General features: G+C 66.2%; 19 protein-coding genes. 15 read left to right on the top strand and 4 right to left on the bottom strand.

Annotated features, from left to right (window positions below; genetic code table 11):
- Nucleotides 1-25: 25 nt before the first annotated feature.
- The 3 genes from F3J44_RS13415 to F3J44_RS13405 form a co-directional block, all read right to left on the bottom strand.
- Nucleotides 26-2,755 (bottom strand): dermonecrotic toxin domain-containing protein, encoded by a 2,730-nt coding sequence (locus F3J44_RS13415; protein ID WP_167273059.1) that lies wholly within the window; start codon nt 2,753-2,755, stop codon nt 26-28.
- Between the two features lie 64 nt (nt 2,756-2,819).
- Nucleotides 2,820-3,155 carry an EscU/YscU/HrcU family type III secretion system export apparatus switch protein gene (locus F3J44_RS13410; protein WP_167065308.1) on the bottom strand — a complete coding sequence of 112 codons (336 nt, stop codon included), beginning with the start codon at nt 3,153-3,155 and terminating at the stop codon, nt 2,820-2,822.
- Entirely contained in the window at nt 3,152-4,708 is a 1,557-nt protein-coding gene (locus F3J44_RS13405; RefSeq protein ID WP_167273056.1) for a flagellar hook-length control protein FliK, read from the bottom strand. The genes F3J44_RS13410 and F3J44_RS13405 overlap by 4 nt, the downstream gene beginning before the upstream one ends.
- A 247-nt stretch (nt 4,709-4,955) precedes the next feature.
- On the opposite strand from F3J44_RS13405, the gene ccmA reads away from it, so the two are divergent.
- From ccmA to F3J44_RS13330, 15 genes are all read left to right on the top strand, one after another.
- Nucleotides 4,956-5,588 (top strand): cytochrome c biogenesis heme-transporting ATPase CcmA, encoded by a 633-nt coding sequence (gene ccmA / locus F3J44_RS13400; RefSeq protein ID WP_167065314.1) that lies wholly within the window; start codon nt 4,956-4,958, stop codon nt 5,586-5,588.
- Nucleotides 5,585-6,253, top strand: coding sequence for a heme exporter protein CcmB (ccmB, locus tag F3J44_RS13395; RefSeq protein ID WP_167273053.1), 669 nt, complete (start codon nt 5,585-5,587; stop codon nt 6,251-6,253). The genes ccmA and ccmB overlap by 4 nt, the downstream gene beginning before the upstream one ends.
- Nucleotides 6,254-6,298: 45 nt before the next feature.
- The gene (locus tag F3J44_RS13390; protein ID WP_167065319.1) at nt 6,299-7,066 is read left to right on the top strand and encodes a heme ABC transporter permease; all 768 of its coding nucleotides are present in this window, start codon (nt 6,299-6,301) and stop codon (nt 7,064-7,066) included.
- On the top strand, nt 7,063-7,239 hold the full coding sequence (gene ccmD, locus F3J44_RS13385) for a heme exporter protein CcmD (protein ID WP_084858204.1): 177 nt from the start codon (nt 7,063-7,065) through the stop codon (nt 7,237-7,239). Before F3J44_RS13390 ends, ccmD begins: the two co-directional genes overlap by 4 nt.
- Entirely contained in the window at nt 7,236-7,691 is a 456-nt protein-coding gene (ccmE, locus tag F3J44_RS13380) for a cytochrome c maturation protein CcmE (protein WP_167273049.1), read from the top strand. The genes ccmD and ccmE overlap by 4 nt, the downstream gene beginning before the upstream one ends.
- Nucleotides 7,688-9,676, top strand: a complete 1,989-nt coding sequence (locus tag F3J44_RS13375) for a heme lyase CcmF/NrfE family subunit (protein ID WP_167273046.1) — start codon at nt 7,688-7,690, stop codon at nt 9,674-9,676. The genes ccmE and F3J44_RS13375 overlap by 4 nt, the downstream gene beginning before the upstream one ends.
- Nucleotides 9,673-10,209, top strand: coding sequence for a DsbE family thiol:disulfide interchange protein (locus F3J44_RS13370; protein ID WP_167273043.1), 537 nt, complete (start codon nt 9,673-9,675; stop codon nt 10,207-10,209). Before F3J44_RS13375 ends, F3J44_RS13370 begins: the two co-directional genes overlap by 4 nt.
- Nucleotides 10,206-10,682, top strand: a complete 477-nt coding sequence (locus F3J44_RS13365; RefSeq protein WP_167065331.1) for a cytochrome c-type biogenesis protein — start codon at nt 10,206-10,208, stop codon at nt 10,680-10,682. The genes F3J44_RS13370 and F3J44_RS13365 overlap by 4 nt, the downstream gene beginning before the upstream one ends.
- Complete coding sequence (gene ccmI, locus F3J44_RS13360; protein WP_167273041.1) at nt 10,675-11,865, top strand: c-type cytochrome biogenesis protein CcmI; 1,191 nt, start codon at nt 10,675-10,677, stop codon at nt 11,863-11,865. Before F3J44_RS13365 ends, ccmI begins: the two co-directional genes overlap by 8 nt.
- A 12-nt stretch (nt 11,866-11,877) precedes the next feature.
- Nucleotides 11,878-12,285 (top strand): hypothetical protein, encoded by a 408-nt coding sequence (locus tag F3J44_RS13355; RefSeq protein ID WP_167065337.1) that lies wholly within the window; start codon nt 11,878-11,880, stop codon nt 12,283-12,285.
- A 217-nt stretch (nt 12,286-12,502) separates the two neighbouring features.
- Nucleotides 12,503-13,441 carry a 2-hydroxyacid dehydrogenase gene (locus F3J44_RS13350; RefSeq protein ID WP_167273039.1) on the top strand — a complete coding sequence of 313 codons (939 nt, stop codon included), beginning with the start codon at nt 12,503-12,505 and terminating at the stop codon, nt 13,439-13,441.
- 49 nt (nt 13,442-13,490) lie between these two features.
- On the top strand, nt 13,491-14,279 hold the full coding sequence (locus F3J44_RS13345) for a PhzF family phenazine biosynthesis protein (RefSeq protein ID WP_167065342.1): 789 nt from the start codon (nt 13,491-13,493) through the stop codon (nt 14,277-14,279).
- A gap of 63 nt (nt 14,280-14,342) precedes the next feature.
- Nucleotides 14,343-14,681: an FKBP-type peptidyl-prolyl cis-trans isomerase gene (locus tag F3J44_RS13340; RefSeq protein WP_167065344.1), complete on the top strand. Its 339-nt coding sequence runs from the start codon at nt 14,343-14,345 to the stop codon at nt 14,679-14,681.
- Nucleotides 14,682-14,974: 293 nt separating this feature from the next.
- On the top strand, nt 14,975-15,637 hold the full coding sequence (locus F3J44_RS13335; RefSeq protein WP_167065350.1) for a histidine phosphatase family protein: 663 nt from the start codon (nt 14,975-14,977) through the stop codon (nt 15,635-15,637).
- Nucleotides 15,638-15,682: 45 nt separating this feature from the next.
- Nucleotides 15,683-16,870 carry a D-amino acid dehydrogenase gene (locus F3J44_RS13330; RefSeq protein WP_167273038.1) on the top strand — a complete coding sequence of 396 codons (1,188 nt, stop codon included), beginning with the start codon at nt 15,683-15,685 and terminating at the stop codon, nt 16,868-16,870.
- 83 nt (nt 16,871-16,953) lie between these two features.
- On the opposite strand, the gene F3J44_RS13325 is transcribed toward F3J44_RS13330, so the two are convergent.
- Entirely contained in the window at nt 16,954-17,682 is a 729-nt protein-coding gene (locus F3J44_RS13325) for an aspartate/glutamate racemase family protein (protein ID WP_167273035.1), read from the bottom strand.
- Nucleotides 17,683-17,694: the final 12 nt, after the last annotated feature.

The raw sequence follows: 17,694 nt of genomic DNA, 5'->3' as shown, positions 1-17,694 counted from the left end.
CGGTACTTAACGCAGCGCCTTGGCGTCATTGGTACTGCCAGCTGTGGGCCTGCCCCATCTCCACGAAGCGGTCCAGCGGTGCATGCTCGCGCATCAGCCGGGTCAATTCGCGCAGGTTGATGGCGCTGTGCAGGTCATGCACCGGCGACACCAGCAGGCTGCACAGCTCACGCAACTGCCTGAGCCAGGGCAGGCGCGTGTCGATCACATCATTGAGCACGCCAGGGCCGGTCAGGCGGTTCAGGCGCTTGGCGTAGGCGTTGAAACCCACCGGGTTGAACACGGCGTCGGGCCGCCCGGCGTAGAACAGTGGGTCTTGCTGGAAGCGCCGCAGGATCTCGTCGGAAATGGCGTCCAGCGTCGGGTTGTTCGGGTGGCTGCCAATCATGCTGCTGTTGTACTTGATGTACAGCCCCAGCTGGTCGCTGGACACCGGCGGTGACAGCAGCAGGCCGTCAGCGGTGGTTTGCAGGGTATGGTTGGCCAGCGGTAGCCGCCCTGGCCCGGCGCCGATGCTGAACAGGCGATCGTCGGCATCCAGGTAGAGCCCGCCGAAATGCTTGAGCATCCGGTAGCGCAGGATATCGCTGGCAGAGCTGAAGTTGGTGGCGTGGCTGCCGGCGTCGCCCAGGGCGGCCTGGTACTGGCGAAAATAGGGGGAGCGGGCGAAGTCCTGGTAGAACGCCTCGTCTTCGAGCGGATGCACGCTCAACTGGGGCGCCCGGGCCTGCAGTTGCCGGAGGTTGGCCTGGTACACCCTGGGGTTCTGCCGCGACAGGAACAGCTGGTACTGGTAGTCGGTGCCCTGCATCGCTGCGGCATTGTGCGCCAGGGCATCGAGGAACAGGCCCGAGATCCGCTGGTCGCCTACCCACAGGCTGGAGATGATCCGCGGTATCGGGGTGCGCTCCAGGTTGTCCAGGAAGGCGTAGTCGATGGGCAGGTCCAGCCGGATGCCCAGTTGCTGCAAGGTGGCGATGCGTTGGGCGTCGCTGACGGTACGCTGCAGGTCGGCCAGGTGCACCAGGGCCTGGGAGGCGCCGCTGCCGAACACCCAGCGCTGCGGCGCTGGCAGTTGGTGTTCACTGGCTTTGATGAAACAGTCGCCTTGCAGGTCATACACCACAGGCTCGGTGCGCGTATCGCCTGCCGTTTCGAAGCGGCCTTCGAAGTAGTGGTTCAGCGCTTCATCCACGCGCGTTACCACCGAGGCTGCTTGCACGTTCTGCGGCGCCGGTGCTCGGAAAGCGTACTCCGCTGGCAGCAATTCGAAGGTTTCCACCGGTGTGGCGGAGCCGGCCAGAGGGCCCAGCAGCTCGGCCAGGCGCGGGGCGCGGAGAAAACCTGGCCTGAGGTAACTGAACAGTTGGCTGGCACGGGCGACGCCGGCTGCCAGCGGCGCGGCGTTGAGCAGGCCGAAGGCCTGGTTCTCCAGCCCCTCGACCTGTTCGTCGAGGGTGTTGCCATTGATCGCCTGGTCCAGCCCCAACCCGAACTGGGCCAGGCCGCCCAGCACCAGCACCGGGATCAGTTCAGGCAGTACCAGGGCGAACGGGCCCAGCATGCCCACTGAAATGCTCAGGTAGCTTCCCCAGCGGCGTTTGTCGACCTGGTGGTTGGTGACAACGCGGTAGTCCATGTCGTCGTAGCTGCGTTGTTTCTGCTGCTGGGCCAGGTAGTCGAACAGGTCGCCGGTGATCGGTGGGCTGTGGGTCGCAGCGGCATAGTTGACGGTGTCGTCGGGGTTCCACACGCCGCTGCTGGCGAAACCTGGGTGGTCGATGGGCAGGCGGTGGGGGCGCGGGTACAGGCCAAGCCCTTGCAGTGCCGTGCCCAGGCCGCTGTACTGCAAGCCGTCGGGCCAGGTGCTGGGGGAGAAATACTGCTGCAGCCATTGCTGGCGATCGCTGTCCTGGCACTGGCTGGCGAACCAGTGCTTGAGCGCCAGCTCATTGTCGAATTGGTGCAGTGGCGATGAGTTGCCGGGCACGTACAGCAGCACGGCGTTGCTGTCCGGGCCCTGGATGTACAGCAGCGAAGTGCTGACGTAGCCATACACATTGAGCAGCCGGCACTGCACCTGGGGCGCACCGGGCAGCAGGCCGGCTGCCTGCCAGGCCAGGCGCCGGGCCGACTCGCTGAGGCTGCCCTCGCTCACCTGCTTGTTGCAGGCGCTGATGAAGGCGATCTTCAATGCCCGTGCATAGCGCTGCAGGCCGTTTTCCCAGTAGCCATCCAGCGCTTGCTTGAGGCGCCCATGCAGCGCCAGCCCCCACACGTAGCTCTGGAAATCCTCGGCGCGAATGGCCAGGCGTGTGGCGGGGCCGTAGGCCTGGCTTGCGCTACGCCGGTACAGGCCATTGAAGACCATGTAGGGGGCGGAATTGGACCAGGCCGACAGCGGCTCCAGGCGCTCGACCACGGTCACCGCCTGGGGCGGCGCGATGCCGGCCCAGTCGCCGTAGTGAAAGCCGTTGTAGCCGCCGGCAGGTTCCCCCTGCCAGTTGCCCAGCAAGGCTTCCACCAGGTTTACCCGCTGCCTGATTTGCGCATTCAAGCGGTACTGGGAGGGGTCTTCATCCAGGCGGGTGTATTGGTAGTGCAGGGTGACGACGTCGATTTCCAGGGGGGAGAGGGTGATTCCCCGGCTGCCAAGCCAGTCACGCAGCAGAGTTTCGGCCAGGGTATCGGGGCGTGGGAAGTCGACCAGGGCGTTGCGCAGCAGCGGCTGGTGCAGGGGGGCAGGGGTAGTCATCGGAGGCGGTCCTGAGCGGTTGGGCCGACCAGCCTATGCCCCTGCCTGGGCCAGGACGTGTTAGTTAAATGCTGCCTGGCAGCGGCAGCACGGTTGGGGTGATGTCGCGTTCAGCCTCGGGTTCGTCGGCGAAGCCGACCGGCACCTTGCCGCGCAGTTGCCAGGCGAAGGCGATGATCTCGGCGATGGTCAGGTACAGCGCTTCGGGAATCTGCTCGCCCAGCTCCAGGCGCGCCAGCAGGCGCACCAGCTCGGCGTTTTCATAAATCGGCACTTCGTGCTCGCGGGCCAGGGCCAGGATGGCCTCGGCCAGCTCGTCGTCGCCCTTGGCGGTGAGGGTAGGGGCCTGCTGGCCATCGTAGCTCAGGGCGATGGCCTGGCGCGGTTGCTTGTCGATCATGCGGTTTCATCCACCCAACGTTGTTCCACCCGTGTGCGCGGGCCCTGTGGCGGAAGGCCGGGGTGGCATTCCAGGTCGCCGACATCCAGGCCGCGGGCCAGCAGGCGCTCGCGCAGGGTGCCGAGCTGGCTGTCGATCAGCCGTGCGGTTTGTTCGCGTTCTGCCCACAACTGGCCAGACAAGCGGCCGTCAAGCAGCTGCGCCTCGACCTGCAGCGGCCCCAGCGGCGCCAGGTCGAAGGCCAGGTCGATGCGCCATAGCGCCTGCAACGGGTCTTGTGCCTCACGCTGGCGCTGCTGGTGTTGCTCGGGGGTTTCCTCGCGTTGCAGCTTCACCTGCAAGGGGATGAAATCCTGGCCGTGGCGGATCGGCACCTCGGTTTGCCAGGTGGTCTGCTGGTTGCCGTTTTCCAGGCTGCCGGATTGTTGCAGGCTGCTCAGGGCGTGGCTCTGCAGGCGCGAAATGGCGGCAGCAGCCAGGCGCAGCAACTGTTGCAGGTCGCCTTCGTGCTCCATTGCCTGGAGCAGCCGCGAGGGCAGCGGGAAGGCCCCAGGCGGGGTGCGCGGGGTGACCCGGTCGAGCATGCCCAGGGCACTGCGGGCCATGGCCGGCAGCGCCTGGGCCAGGGCGGCAGAGGCGACCGCCGGGTTGTTCGGCGCGCTTGCCGAGGCCTGCGCCACCAGCCGTACCAGTTGCGCCTTGAGGTCGGTGACCACGCTGGCGCCCAGCCCGCCCAGCAGTTTCGCCTCCAGGAAAGCGCCGCTGTTGTTCAGCGCCTGGGCTACCGCCTTGCCATCGCTGAGCTGGCGCGCATCGGGCAGGCTGGCCAGCAGATCGCTGGCCGCACTGCGCAGTTCGCCGTTGCCGCCTGGGCTGCTGGCCAGCTGCTGCAGGGCATTGAGCAGGCCGGGCAGGGACGCCTGGCGGCCTTGCTGGGTGAGCAGTTGCTGGGCGATGTTCAACTGCTCCTGGCGGCCGCTCAGGGGTACGAAGCGCAGCGACTGGTCGCCTTGTACCAGGGCGCTGAGCAGGCTGCCGACCGGCAGTGGGCGCGGGCTGTCGATGGTCAGGGTGGCGCCGGCCTGGGCGCTGTTGAGCAGGTTGACCAGCGAGCGGAAGCTGGCCGCCTGGCCCAGGTTTGGCGCCAGCGCCTGGCTGGTCAGCACCTTGCCCTGCAACAGCGTGCCGACTGGCACTTTGCTGGTGTCCAGTTGAGTCAGGGTGGCGACATTGCTGGCACTGGCCTGCTGCAGCGTGACCGCCAGGCGGTCGGCCTGCGGCTGGCTGAGCGTGAGCTGGCTGCCTTGGGGAAATGGCTGGTTGGCCGTGACCTGAACCTGGGCCTGGCTGCCGTTGGCCTGCAGCACCTGCAGCACCAGTTGGAAGGTGCTGCCGCTCTGGCGCAGGCTCAGCACATCGGCCTGGGCGGTTTCGCCGGGCTTGATCAGGCCGGGCTGCGCCTGGGTCAGGTTCAGTAGTTCACCGGTCAGTTGCGCCTTGATCGCCTGCGGGTTGAGCGCGGTTTGTGCGCCGAGACTATTGATTTCAGTCATGATTGTATACAACCTGTCGAACCCGTCATCTTTCTTGGCGGGGCAGGCATGTATAATGCCGACCGCTCGTCACTGGCCAGTATAACGGCAGCGTGAAGGGCGACTTGAGACACAGGGTTGAGGATTGGCGGCGCCTGCTTCGCGGGGCAAGCCCGCTCCTACAGGAAAAATGCCACCTGGTAGGAGCGGGCTTGCCCCTCGAAACAGGCGCCGCCAATCCCAAACCCGACAAAGATAAGGCGAAACCGTGACCCTCCACCTCCAAGCGGCAGGCCTGGCCTGCGAGCGCGACTGGCGCCTGCTGTTCGAGCACCTGGACTTCGAACTGCACCCCGGCGACATGCTGCAGATCAGCGGCCCCAACGGCAGCGGCAAAACCAGCCTGCTGCGCCTGTTGGCCGGGCTGATGCAGCCGACCGCCGGGCAGATCCTGCTGGGCGGCCAGCCGCTGGCCGAGCAGCGCCATGCCCTGGCCAGCATCTTGCTGTGGATCGGTCATGCCGCCGGCATCAAGGACCTGCTCAGCGCCGAGGAAAACCTCGCCTGGCTGTGCGCCTTGCACCGGCCGGCCAGCCGCGAGGCAATCTGGGCGGCCCTGGCGGCGGTGGGCTTGCGCGGTTTCGAGGACGTACCCTGCCATACCTTGTCGGCCGGGCAGCAGCGCCGCGTGGCGCTGGCCAGGCTGTACCTGGACAGCCCGCCGCTGTGGATTCTCGACGAGCCTTTCACCGCCCTCGACAAACAAGGCGTCGCCCAGCTTGAGGCGCACCTGGCGGCCCATTGCGAGCAGGGCGGCACGGTGGTGCTGACTACCCACCACAGCCTGGCGCACCTGCCGTCGGGGTACCGTGAGCTGAACCTGGGGCAGTGGGCGGCATGAGCGTGTTCATCCTGTTGCTGCGCCGCGAAGCGCGCCTGCTGTTCCGTCGCCCGGCAGAGCTGGCCAACCCGCTGGTGTTCTTCGCCATCGTGGTGGCGCTGTTCCCGCTGGCGGTCGGCCCGGAAAGCCAATTGTTGCAAACCTTGTCGCCGGGGCTGGTCTGGGTGGCGGCGTTGCTGGCGGTATTGCTGTCGCTCGATGGCCTGTTTCGCAGCGATTTCGAGGACGGCTCGCTGGAGCAGTGGGTGCTTTCGCCCCACCCGCTGGCGCTGCTGGTGCTGGCCAAGGTGCTGGCGCACTGGATTTTTTCCGGCCTTGCCCTGGTATTGTTGGCGCCCTTGCTAGCCTTGATGCTGGGCCTGCCCGGCCATTGCCTGCCGGTGCTGCTCGGTTCGCTGCTGCTCGGCACCCCGATACTGAGCCTGCTGGGGGCGGTGGGGGCGGCGTTGACGGTCGGTTTGAAACGCGGTGGGTTGCTGCTGGCGTTGCTGATTCTGCCGTTGTATATCCCTGTATTGATCCTGGGCAGTGGTGCGTTGCAGGCGGCGTTGCAGAATATGCCGGCCACCGGCCACTTGCTCTGGCTTGCCAGCCTGACTGCCCTGGCGGTAACCCTGGCACCTTTTGCGATAGCGGCCGGCCTGAAGATCAGCGTCGGCGAATAACGAGTCCTGGGCTTCCAAGCCCGGCCAACACCCTGGATGTACCTGATGAAAATAAGCTGGACGTGGTTCCACAAACTGGGCTCGCCGAAATGGTTCTACGCCATCAGCGGCCGCATGCTGCCCTGGCTGGCCGTTTCCGCCATCGTGCTACTGGCCACCGGCGTGGTCTGGGGCCTGGCCTTCGCCCCCGAGGATTACCAGCAGGGCAATAGCTTCCGCATCATCTATATCCACGTGCCGGCGGCCATGCTGGCGCAGTCCTGCTACGTGCTGCTGGCGGTGGCCGGGGTAGTGGGGCTGGTGTGGAAGATGAAACTGGCCGACGTGGCCCTGCAGTGCGCGGCGCCCATCGGCGCCTGGATGACCGCCGTGGCGCTGGTCACCGGGGCGATCTGGGGCAAGCCGACCTGGGGCAGCTGGTGGGTGTGGGATGCCCGGCTGACGTCGATGCTGATTCTGCTGTTCCTGTATTTCGGCATCATCGCCCTGGGCCAGGCCATCAGCAACCGCGACAGCGCCGCCAAGGCCTGCGCGGTGCTGGCCATCGTCGGCGTGATCAACATCCCGATCATCAAGTATTCGGTGGAGTGGTGGAACACCCTGCACCAGGGCGCCACCTTCACCCTCACCGAGAAACCGGCGATGCCGGCCCAGATGTGGTTGCCGCTGCTGTGCACGGCGCTGGGGTTCTACTGCTTTTTCGGCGCCGTGCTGCTGCTGCGCATGCGCCTTGAAGTGCTAAAGCGCGAAGCCCGCGCCAGCTGGGTGAGGGAAGAAGTGCTGAACAGCCTGGGGCGGAGGGCCGCACCATGAGTTTCGCATCCTTCGGCGACTTCCTCGCCATGGGCCACCATGGCCTGTACGTCTGGTCGGCCTACGGCATCTGCCTGGCGGTGCTGGCGCTGAATGTCGCCGCCCCGTTGCTGGCCCGCCGTCGTTACCTGCAAGAAGAGGCGCGCCGTTTGCGCCGGGAGAACAACCAGTGAATCCGCAGCGCAAGAAACGCCTGTTCCTGATCCTCGGCCTGCTGGCCGGGGTTGCGGTGGCCGTCGGCTTTGCCTTGAGCGCCCTGCAGCAGAACATCAACCTGTTCTACACCCCCACCCAGATCGCCAACGGCGAGGCCCCGCTGGACACGCGCATCCGTGCCGGCGGCATGGTGGAAAAGGGCTCGGTGCAGCGCTCCTCGGACTCGCTCGACGTGCGCTTCGTGGTCACCGACTTCAACAAGTCGGTGCCGATCACCTACCGCGGCATCCTGCCTGACCTGTTCCGTGAAGGGCAGGGCATCGTCGCCCTGGGCATGCTCAACGCCGACGGCGTGGTGGTGGCCGACGAGGTGCTGGCCAAGCACGACGAGAAATACATGCCGCCGGAAGTCACCAAGGCCCTGAAGGAAAGCGGCCAGGCGGCAGCCGGTGCGGAGGCCAAGCCATGAACGCCGCCCTGGTCATTCCCGAACTCGGCCAGTTGGCGATGATTCTGGCGATCTGCTTTGCCGCCGTGCAGGCCACGCTGCCGCTGCTCGGCGCCTGGCGTGGCGACAGCCTGTGGATGAGCCTGGCGCGCCCGGCGGCCTGGGGGCAGTTCACCTTCCTGGCGTTCGCCTTCGCCTGCCTGACCCACGCCTTCATGACCGACAACTTCTCGGTGGCCTATGTCGCCAGCAACTCCAACAGCGCCTTGCCCTGGTACTACAAGTTCAGCGCCGTGTGGGGCGCCCACGAAGGCTCGCTGCTGCTGTGGGCGCTGATCCTGGGCGGCTGGACCTTCGCCGTGTCGATCTTCTCGCGCCAGCTGCCACAGGTGATGCTGGCCCGCGTGCTGGCGGTAATGGGCATGATCAGCGTGGGCTTCCTGAGTTTTCTGATCATCACCTCCAACCCGTTCCAGCGCCTGTTGCCGCAAGTGCCGGCCGATGGCCGTGACCTCAACCCATTGCTGCAGGACTTCGGCCTGATCGTCCACCCGCCCATGCTGTACATGGGCTACGTGGGCTTCTCGGTGGCCTTCGCCTTTGCCATTGCGGCATTGCTCGGCGGGCGCCTGGATGCCGCCTGGGCTCGCTGGTCGCGGCCCTGGACCATGGTCGCCTGGGCCTTCCTCGGGGTGGGCATCACCCTCGGCTCGTGGTGGGCGTACTACGAGCTGGGCTGGGGCGGCTGGTGGTTCTGGGACCCGGTGGAAAACGCCTCGTTCATGCCATGGCTGGTGGGCACGGCGCTGATTCACTCGCTGGCGGTGACTGAAAAACGCGGCGTGTTCAAAAGCTGGACCGTGCTGCTGGCGATTGCCGCGTTCTCCTTGAGCCTGCTGGGCACCTTCCTGGTTCGCTCCGGCGTACTGACCTCGGTGCATGCCTTTGCCGCCGACCCGGCGCGCGGCGTGTTCATCCTGATCTTCCTGCTGTGCGTGGTCGGCGGCTCGCTGACCCTGTTCGCCCTGCGCGCCCCGGTGGTCAAGAGCCAGGTGGGCTTTGGCCTGTGGTCGCGTGAAACGCTGCTGCTGGCCAACAACCTGATCCTGGTGGTGGCCGCCTCGATGATTCTGCTGGGCACGTTGTACCCGCTGGTGCTCGATGCCCTGACCGGGGCCAAGCTGTCGGTTGGCCCACCGTACTTCGATGCCCTGTTCCTGCCGCTGATGGCGCTGCTGATGGTGGTGCTGGGCGTGGGCGTGGTGGTGCGCTGGAAGGACACCCCCGGCAAGTGGCTGGCAAGCATGATGACCCCAGTGCTGGTTGGCGCTGCGGTGCTGGCGCCGGTGGCCGGGCTGATCGTCGACGATTTCGACTGGCCTATCTTAAGCGTGTTTGCCTTGGCTGCCTGGGTGGTGCTCGGCGGGCTGCGCGATATCGTCGACAAAACCCGCCACAAGGGCCTGGCCAAGGGCGTGCGCGGCCTTACCCGCAGCTACTGGGGCATGCAGCTGGCGCACCTGGGCCTGGCGGTGTGCGCCCTGGGCGTGGTGCTGTCGAGCAACAACAGCGCCGAGCGCGACCTGCGCATGGCGCCGGGTGACAGCATGGAGCTGGGCGGTTACCACTTCCTGTTCGAGGGTGCCAAGCACTTCGAGGGCCCGAACTTCGTGTCCGACAAGGGCACCATCGTGGTCAGCCGCGAGGGCCGTGAAGTGACCACCCTGCACCCGGAAAAGCGCCTGTACACCGTGCAGCAGTCGATGATGACCGAGGCCGGCATCGACGCAGGCTTCACCCGCGACCTCTACGTTGCCCTCGGCGAGCCGCTTGAAAACGGCGCCTGGGCGGTGCGCGTGCACATCAAGCCTTACGTTCGCTGGATCTGGCTGGGCGGTCTGTTGACCGGCCTGGGCGGCTTGCTGGCGGCCTTCGACCGGCGCTACCGCGTCAAGGTCAAGACCCGGGTGCGTGAAGCCCTGGGCGTGTCTGGAGCAACTGCATGAAGCGTTGGATCATGGTAGTGCCACTGGCGGTATTCCTGCTGATGGCGGTGTTTCTCTACAAGGGGTTGTTCCTAAAGCCCGAGGAATTGCCCTCGGCAATGATCGGCAAGCCGTTCCCGGCGTTCGCCCTGGCTTCGACCCAGGGTGAGCGCAACCTGACCCAGGCCGACCTGCAAGGGCGCCCGGCGCTGGTCAACGTGTGGGCCACCTGGTGCCCGTCGTGCAAGGTCGAGCACCCGTACCTGAACCAGCTGGCCGAGCAAGGCGTGGTGATTCACGGCATCAACTACAAGGACGACAACGCCGCCGCGCGCAAATGGCTGGCCGAGTTCCACAACCCGTACCAGCTGGACATCCGCGACGAACAAGGCAGCCTGGGCCTGGACCTGGGCGTGTACGGTGCGCCGGAAACCTTCCTGATCGACGCCAAGGGCATCATCCGTTACAAGCACGTAGGCATTATCGATGCCAGCGTATGGCGCGAGCAGCTGGCGCCGCTGTACCAGGGCCTGGTCGACGAGGCCAAGCCATGAGGCGCTGGCTGGCTGCCGCCGTGCTAGTGATGGGGGTGATGGGTGTGGCCAGGGCGGCCATCGACACCTACCAGTTCCGTGACGACGCCGAGCGCGAGCGTTACCAGCAGCTTACCAAGGAACTGCGCTGCCCCAAGTGCCAGAACCAGGACATCGCCGACTCCAACGCACCGATTGCCGCCGACTTGCGTCGGGAAATCTTCCGCATGCTTGGCGAAGGCAAGAGCAACCAGCAGGTCATCGACTTCATGGTCGACCGCTATGGCGACTTCGTGCGCTACAAACCGGCACTCAGTGGCCGCACCTGGCTGCTGTGGTTCGGCCCGGGCATCCTGCTGGCCGGTGGCTTCGTGGTGTTGGCGGTGATCGTGCGCCGCCGCCGTGGGGCGGCGGCGCAAGGGGGCCAGGCTTTGTCTGACGAAGAACGCGAGCGTCTCGCCCAATTGCTGGAAAAAGAACAGACCCATGATTGAATTCTGGCTTAGCGCGGGCCTGTTGCTGCTCGCCGCCCTCAGCTTCTTGCTGATCCCGATCCTGCGTGGCCGTCGCCAGCAGCAGGAAGAAGACCGTACCGCCCTGAACGTGGCGTTGTACCAGGAGCGTATCGCGGAACTGGCTGCCCAGCAGGCAGCCGGGGTGCTCGACGATGGGCAGATGGCCAAGGGCCGGGACGAAGCCGCCCGCGAGCTGCTGGCCGACACCGAGGGTGCAGAACCTGCGCGCCAGGCCCGCCTGGGCAAGGCCGTGCCATTGCTGGCCGCGCTGCTGGTGCCGTTGGTGGCACTGGGGCTGTACCTGCATTTTGGCGCGGCAGGCAAGGTCGAGCTGACCCAGGAGTTCGCTGCGGCGCCAAAGAGCCTGGAGGAAATGACCACGCGCCTGGAACGTGCCGTCGAGGCCCAGCCGGATTCAGCCGAAGGCCTGTATTTCCTTGGCCGCGCCTACATGGCCGAACAGCGCCCGGCGGATGCTGCGCGCACCTATGAGCGCGCCGTGGCCCTGGCCGGTCGCCAACCCGAGTTGCTTGGGCAATGGGCCCAGGCGTTGTACTTTGCGGCGAACAAGCAGTGGAGTGCACAGGTGCAGGCGCTGACTGACGAGGCGCTGAAGGCCGACCCGAACGAGGTCACCAGCCTAGGCCTGCGGGGCATCGCCGCGTTCGAGGGCGAGCGCTATCAGGAAGCGATCGACTACTGGAAGCGCCTGCTGGCGCAACTGCCTGAAGGCGATGCCTCGCGGGCTGCGCTGCAGGGCGGCATCGACCGCGCCGGCGAACGCCTGGGCAGCAGTGCGGCGCAGCCGGCACCGGCCTCTGCGACGCGCCTGAAGGTGCGGGTGGAACTGGCGGCGGCGCTGAAGGACAAGGTCAGCCCGCAAGACACTGTGTTCATCTTCGCCCGTGCCAGCAACGGCCCGCCGATGCCACTGGCGGCCAAGCGGGTTACGGTGGCGCAGTTGCCGCTGGAGGTCGAGCTTTCCGATGCCGACGCGATGATGCCGCAGATGAAACTGTCGGATTTTGCCGAAGTCCAACTGGTTGCACGTGTCTCGCGCGCCGGCCAACCGACCCGTGGCGAGTGGGTTGGCAAGGGCGCGCCGCTGGCCAGCAGTACCCAGGCGACCCAGCACCTGACCATCGACAGCCCCGACTTGTAAGAGAGCCCCACCATGCACAGCACCGTTCGCCTGACCCTGATTACCCTGGCACTGGGTTTGTCCGCGTGTACGGTACAGCGGCCGTATGAGCAGCCCTCGCCGCCGATCGAGCGCCTGCCGCCGCAGCAGGGGCCGGTGGTGAAGCCGTTGCCAGGTGGGCAGCCGAGCAAGCCAGCGGCGATTCCAAAGCCGATGCCGCGCACCTCGGCAAGCTTTGCGCCGCCACCGGGTGGGGCTAGCCATTGGGACCCGAAGCTTGGGGTGTATGTGCTGGAGAAAAAGCCCAATACGTTCTATCGCCAGCGTACCTATTACCGTTATGACAACGGCTGGAGCTGGTCGCTGAGCCCGGATGGCCCGTGGCAGGACACCGACAGCAGCGGCGTGCCGGGTGGCTTGGGCCGGGCGTTTGCGCAGTAGACCGAGCGCGAATCTCCCAGGAATAATTGGCCCGAAACAAACGTAGGAGCGAGCGCAGCTCGCGATGCGCCGCGCGGGCGGCGCTCGATCTCCCAGGCGACACACCGCTACCGTCAAACACCCCAACCCATACAGTACAGTTCCCCGCTGTTTTTCCGATTGACTGTACCGCCCGCTAACTCCGCATAATGCCCCTTCGAACAACCCCGGAGGTGGCATGAGCAAGACAGTCCTGGTACTGGTGGAAACCGTCGACGATTACCTGCCGTTGCTTGAGCAGGCCGGTTACCGCCTGATCCGTGCCCCGTCCCCCCACCTGCGCGCCGAGGCCATCCAGCGCCATGCCGGCGAGATCGACGCGGTGCTCACCCGCGGCCCGTTGGGCCTGACCGCCGCCGAAATCGATACCTTGACGCAGTTGCAGATCATCTGCGTGATTGGCGCCGGTTACGAACAGGTAGACCTCGCCGCCGCCCGCGCCCGTGGCATCACCGTTACCAATGGCGCCGGTGCCAACGCCGCGACCGTTGCCGACCACACCCTGGCCCTGCTGCTGGCGTTGCTGCGCGACATCCCCCGTGGCGATGCCAGCACCCGCCGGGGCGAGTGGAACCGGGTCATCAGCCCATCGGTGAGCGGCAAGCGCCTGGGCATCCTCGGGCTCGGTGCGGTGGGCCTGGCCATCGCCAAGCGGGCGAACCTGGGCTTTAACATGAACATCAGCTACCACAGCCGCACCCCACGCCAGGACGTGCCCTACACCTGGTACGACAGCCCGTTGCACCTGGCCGATGCCGTCGACATCCTGGTGGTCGCTACCCCCGGTGGGGCCAGTACCCACCACCTGGTCGATGCCCAGGTGCTCGATGCACTGGGCGCCGAGGGTTACCTGGTGAATATCGCCCGCGCCAGCGTGGTCGACACCCAGGCACTGGTCAGCGCCTTGCAGCATGGCCAACTGGCAGGCGCGGCACTGGACGTGTTCGATGACGAGCCGAACGTGCCCGATGCCCTCAAGGCCCTGGGCAACACCGTGCTTACCCCCCATGTGGCCGGCCAGTCGCCGGAAGCTGCCCGCGATACCGTAACCCTGGTGCTGCGCAACCTGCAGGCCTTCTTCGCCGGCGAACCGGTGCTCACCCCCGTCCAGCCCTGACCCATTCGAACAATCGCCCGGTATTGGCCGGGCTACAAGGAGCGTGTGCATGCAACTCGAAATCTTCCAGGTCGATGCGTTCTCTGCCGAGCCGTTCGGCGGCAACCCGGCAGCGGTGATCCCGCTGCAAAGCTGGCTGCCGGACGATGTGCTGCAGCGCATCGCCGAGGAAAACAACCTCTCGGAAACCGCCTACTTCGTGCGCAACGGTGAACGCTTCGACCTGCGCTGGTTCACCCCGACGGTGGAAGTGGACCTGTGCGGCCATGCCACCCTGGCCTCGGCCTATGTGTTGTTCGAGCAGCTGGGCGAGCAGGCCGAGGTGCTGCGCTTCAACACCCGTAGTGGTGAACTGCGCGTCAGCCGTGGTAACGACGGCTTGCTGGCGATGGACTTCCCGGCCAAGCAGCCGCAGCCGGTGGAGGCGCCAGCCGGGTTGCTGCAGGCGTTGGGCCTGGGCAGTGCCAAGGCGGTGTACCGTTCCGACGACTACGTGGTGGTGGTCGATGATGCAAGCGTGATCGCCCCGTTGCAGCCTGATTTTGCCGCCCTGTCGGCAATCGACACCCGCGGCATCGCCGTAACGGCCGCCGGGCGCGGCTTCGATTTCGTCACCCGCTGGTTCGGCCCGCGCGTGGGCGTCAACGAAGACCCGGTAACCGGCTCGGCGCACACCTCGCTGGCGCCGCTGTGGGCTGCCATGCTCGGCAAGGCCGAGCTGAGCTGCGAGCAGGGCGGTGCCCGCAAGGGCCAGCTGCACTGCCAGGTACCGGGCAATGGCCGGGTCATCATCAGTGGGCGCGCGGCGTTGTACCTGCGCGGCACCGTGTTCATCTGAAACTTGCCAAACCCGCGCATTCCTGAGAAAACGGCGCCCCGAACCACAGCTTGGAGCCTGCCCATGAGCAGCGAACTGCAGATCACCGACCTCGTCGAAGGCGACGGCAAGGCCGCCGTCAAAGGCGCCCTGATCACCACCCAGTACACCGGGTGGCTGGCCGATGGCAGCGAGTTCGACTCGTCCTGGTCACGCGGCAAGCCGTTTCAATGCGTGATTGGCACAGGCCGCGTGATCAAGGGCTGGGACCAGGGCCTGATGGGCATGCGCGTGGGCGGCAAGCGCCGGCTGCAGGTGCCAGCGCAGCTCGGGTATGGCGAGCGCAGCGTGGGCAAGATACCACCCGGGTCGGACCTGACCTTCGAGATCGAATTGCTGGAAGTGTTGACGCGGGAGGATTGATCGCGAGCTCTGCTCGCTCCTACCGGATTCGCGCAGGCCCGGTAGGAGCGAGCAACGCTCGCGATGCGCCGCGAGAGCGGCGCGTCATACATAATTGTGCAACACAGCTGCTCTAACGTAGGCCTTGCCTAGGGAACGGCATCCACACCCAGGGAGGAACCAAACGGGTATCGGGCACTCTGACCCCTACTCGTTGCCAAGGACGGCATTCACTACAGGGACGCCCCGCGGCTTCGGCTGCGGGGCAATGTGGCGGGTGAATCCGATTCCTTGCGTCCCAAGAGCCTGCCTCGATGAAGTTGCCCTCATTCTTCCGGCGTCCTCGCCACCTGTTGCCAACGCTGGCACTCATTACCGCTGCCGTGCCGCTGGCCCTGGATATCGTCGAGAGCCGGGCACAACCGGTTGACGGTACCCAGACACTGGTCTTCCTGCGCCATGCCGAAAAGCCCGGAGAGGGCCTTGGGCAGCTCAATTGCCAGGGGCTCAACCGGGCGATCGACCTGGCGACGTTACTGCCCGAGCGCTTCGGCAAGGCCGACTACGTGTTCGCCGCCAACCCCTCCCGGCATGTCGAGGAAGGCAGCCAGGACCTCAGCTACAGCTATATCCGTCCCTTGATGACCATCACCCCCAGCGCCATCCGCCTGGGCTTGCCGGTGAACATCGACTATGACGCCAATGACACCGACGACCTGGCCGACGAGCTGCTGAGCGAGAAGTACCGCAATGCCACGGTGTACACCGCCTGGTCCCACGGCTACCTGCCCGAGCTGATCAACACGGTTGCCGGCAAGGCCCTGGGTGACAAGCGAATCATCACCCAGGACTGGAGCGGCGATGATTTCGACACCCTCTACGTGCTGACCCTGACCTGGCACAACGGTAAGGCCAGCCTGCTGAGCCGCAACGTGCGCCAGGGCCTCGATGGCGGCGCCCATAGCTGCCCGACCTGATTCGCTGCTACTGTGCCGGTATATGGACCGGGGCAGGGATGAACCATGGGACAACGGGTGACGGTGATCGGTGGCGGGGTGATTGGCCTGGCCACAGCCTATGCGCTGGTGCGCGCGGGGCTGTCGGTGGTGCTGGTCGAGGCGCGCGACAGTTTGGCGCTGGCGACCAGTTACGCCAATGGTGGGCAACTGTCCTACCGCTATGTGGCCCCCCTGGCCGATGCCGGTGTGCCGTGGCAGGCGTTGGGCTGGCTGCTGCAGGGGGATTCACCACTGCGCTTGCGCCTGCGCATGGACCCCACCCAATGGCGCTGGCTGTTGGCCTTCCTGATGGCCTGCCGCAGCAGCGTCAACCGGCGCAGCGGCGCACAGTTGCTGGAGCTGGCGCGGCACAGCCAGGCCACCTTGGCGCGTTGGCGTGATGAAGATGGGCTGAGCGACTTCGCCTGGCGTTGTAACGGCAAGCTGGTGGCATTTCGCAGTGAGCGTGCATTCAGCAAAGGGCGCGCCCACTTGCTTGACCCCGCCCGTCAGCGGGTAGTCGATGGCGCCGAGCTCCGGGCGCTGGAGCCAGCTGTGGCCGAGGCGCCGTTCATCGGTGGCGTGCTGACGCCCGATGAAGAGGTTGCCGATTGCCACCGGTTTTGCGAGCGCCTGGCCGAGCGCCTGCGCGCCTCCGGGCAATGCAGGTTTCTGCTGGGCAAGACCGTGACACGGATGATAACCCGCAAGGACCGCGTGGTTGCCTTGCAGGTGGGCCACAAGCACGTCGAGGTCGAGCGCCTGGTGTTATGTGCCGGGCACCGCAGCGCAGGGTTGGGGTTGCCGGGGATGCGCCTGCCGGTCTACCCACTCAAGGGTTACAGCCTGACCGCCCCTGTCGCGTCGCTACCGCCACAGCTGAGCATCACCGACTATGAGCGCAAGATCGTCTATGCGCGGTTGGACCAGCAGCTGCGCGTGGCGGCGATGGTGGATATCGTCGGCTACGACGATTCGGTGGATGCCGGCAGGCTGCAAAGCATGCGCCAGCTGGCACTGGAGGCGTTGCCACTGGCTGCAGATTACGGCCAGGCGGTGGAATGGGCAGGCATGCGCCCGGCAACGCCTACCGGTGTGCCGATCATCGGGGCTTCTGCCTACCGGAACCTCTGGTTGAACGTGGGGCATGGGGCCCTGGGGTTTACCTTGGCCTGTGGCAGCGGTGAGCGCCTGGCCAGGATGCTGTGTTGATTGTGCGGGCCTCTTCGCGGGGCAAGCCCGCTCCTACAGGAGCGGGCTTGCCCCGCGAAGAGGCCCGCACAGGCTAAGCCGGCCTAGCGCCCGACTCGCATCGGCCAACCGAGCACTTTCTTCGCCCGGGGCGTGGCATAGGTGCGTACCTTCGAGGTGCTGAGCCCCATGCGCACCAGCGACTCGGCAATGGTCACCGCTGCGCTCACACCATCGACCACCGGCACGCCGGTGCGCTGGCGAATCTGCTCATCCAGCCCGGCCATGCCGCCGCACCCCAGGCAGATCACCTCGGCCTTGTCATCGCGCACGGCGCGCTCGGCCTGCTCGACGATGGCCTCCACCGCGCGCAGCGGGTCTTCTTCGAGCTCCAGCACTGCCAGGCCGCTGGCGCGCACCGAGGCGCAGCGGTCATGGAGGCCTGAGAGTTTCAGGCGGTCTTCGATCAAGGGCACGGTGCGGTCCAGGGTGGTCACCACCGAGTAGGCGTGGCCCAGGTACATCGCGGTGCTGGCGGCGGCATCGGTGATGTCCACCACTGGCACGTTCAGCAGTTCCTGCAGGCCCTCGCGGCCATGCTCACCGTAGCCCGCCTGGATCACCGCGTCATACGGCTGGTCGTAGGCCAGCACGCGGTCCATTACCGCAATGGCAGCCAGGTAGCTTTCGAAATTGCCCTCCACCGACTCGGCACCAAACCATGGGGTCAGGCCGATGATCTCGGTGCCCGGGGCGGCGACGCGGCGGGCTTGTTCGGCAATGGCTTCGGTAATGGCTTCGGTGGTGTTGACGTTAACGATCAGAATACGCATGAACGGTCCTCG

The sequence above is a fragment of the Pantoea sp. Tr-811 genome (genome assembly GCF_011752535.1).
In the GTDB taxonomy this organism is placed as follows: domain Bacteria; phylum Pseudomonadota; class Gammaproteobacteria; order Pseudomonadales; family Pseudomonadaceae; genus Aquipseudomonas.
This window is presented reverse-complemented; position numbering and strand designations above follow the sequence as displayed.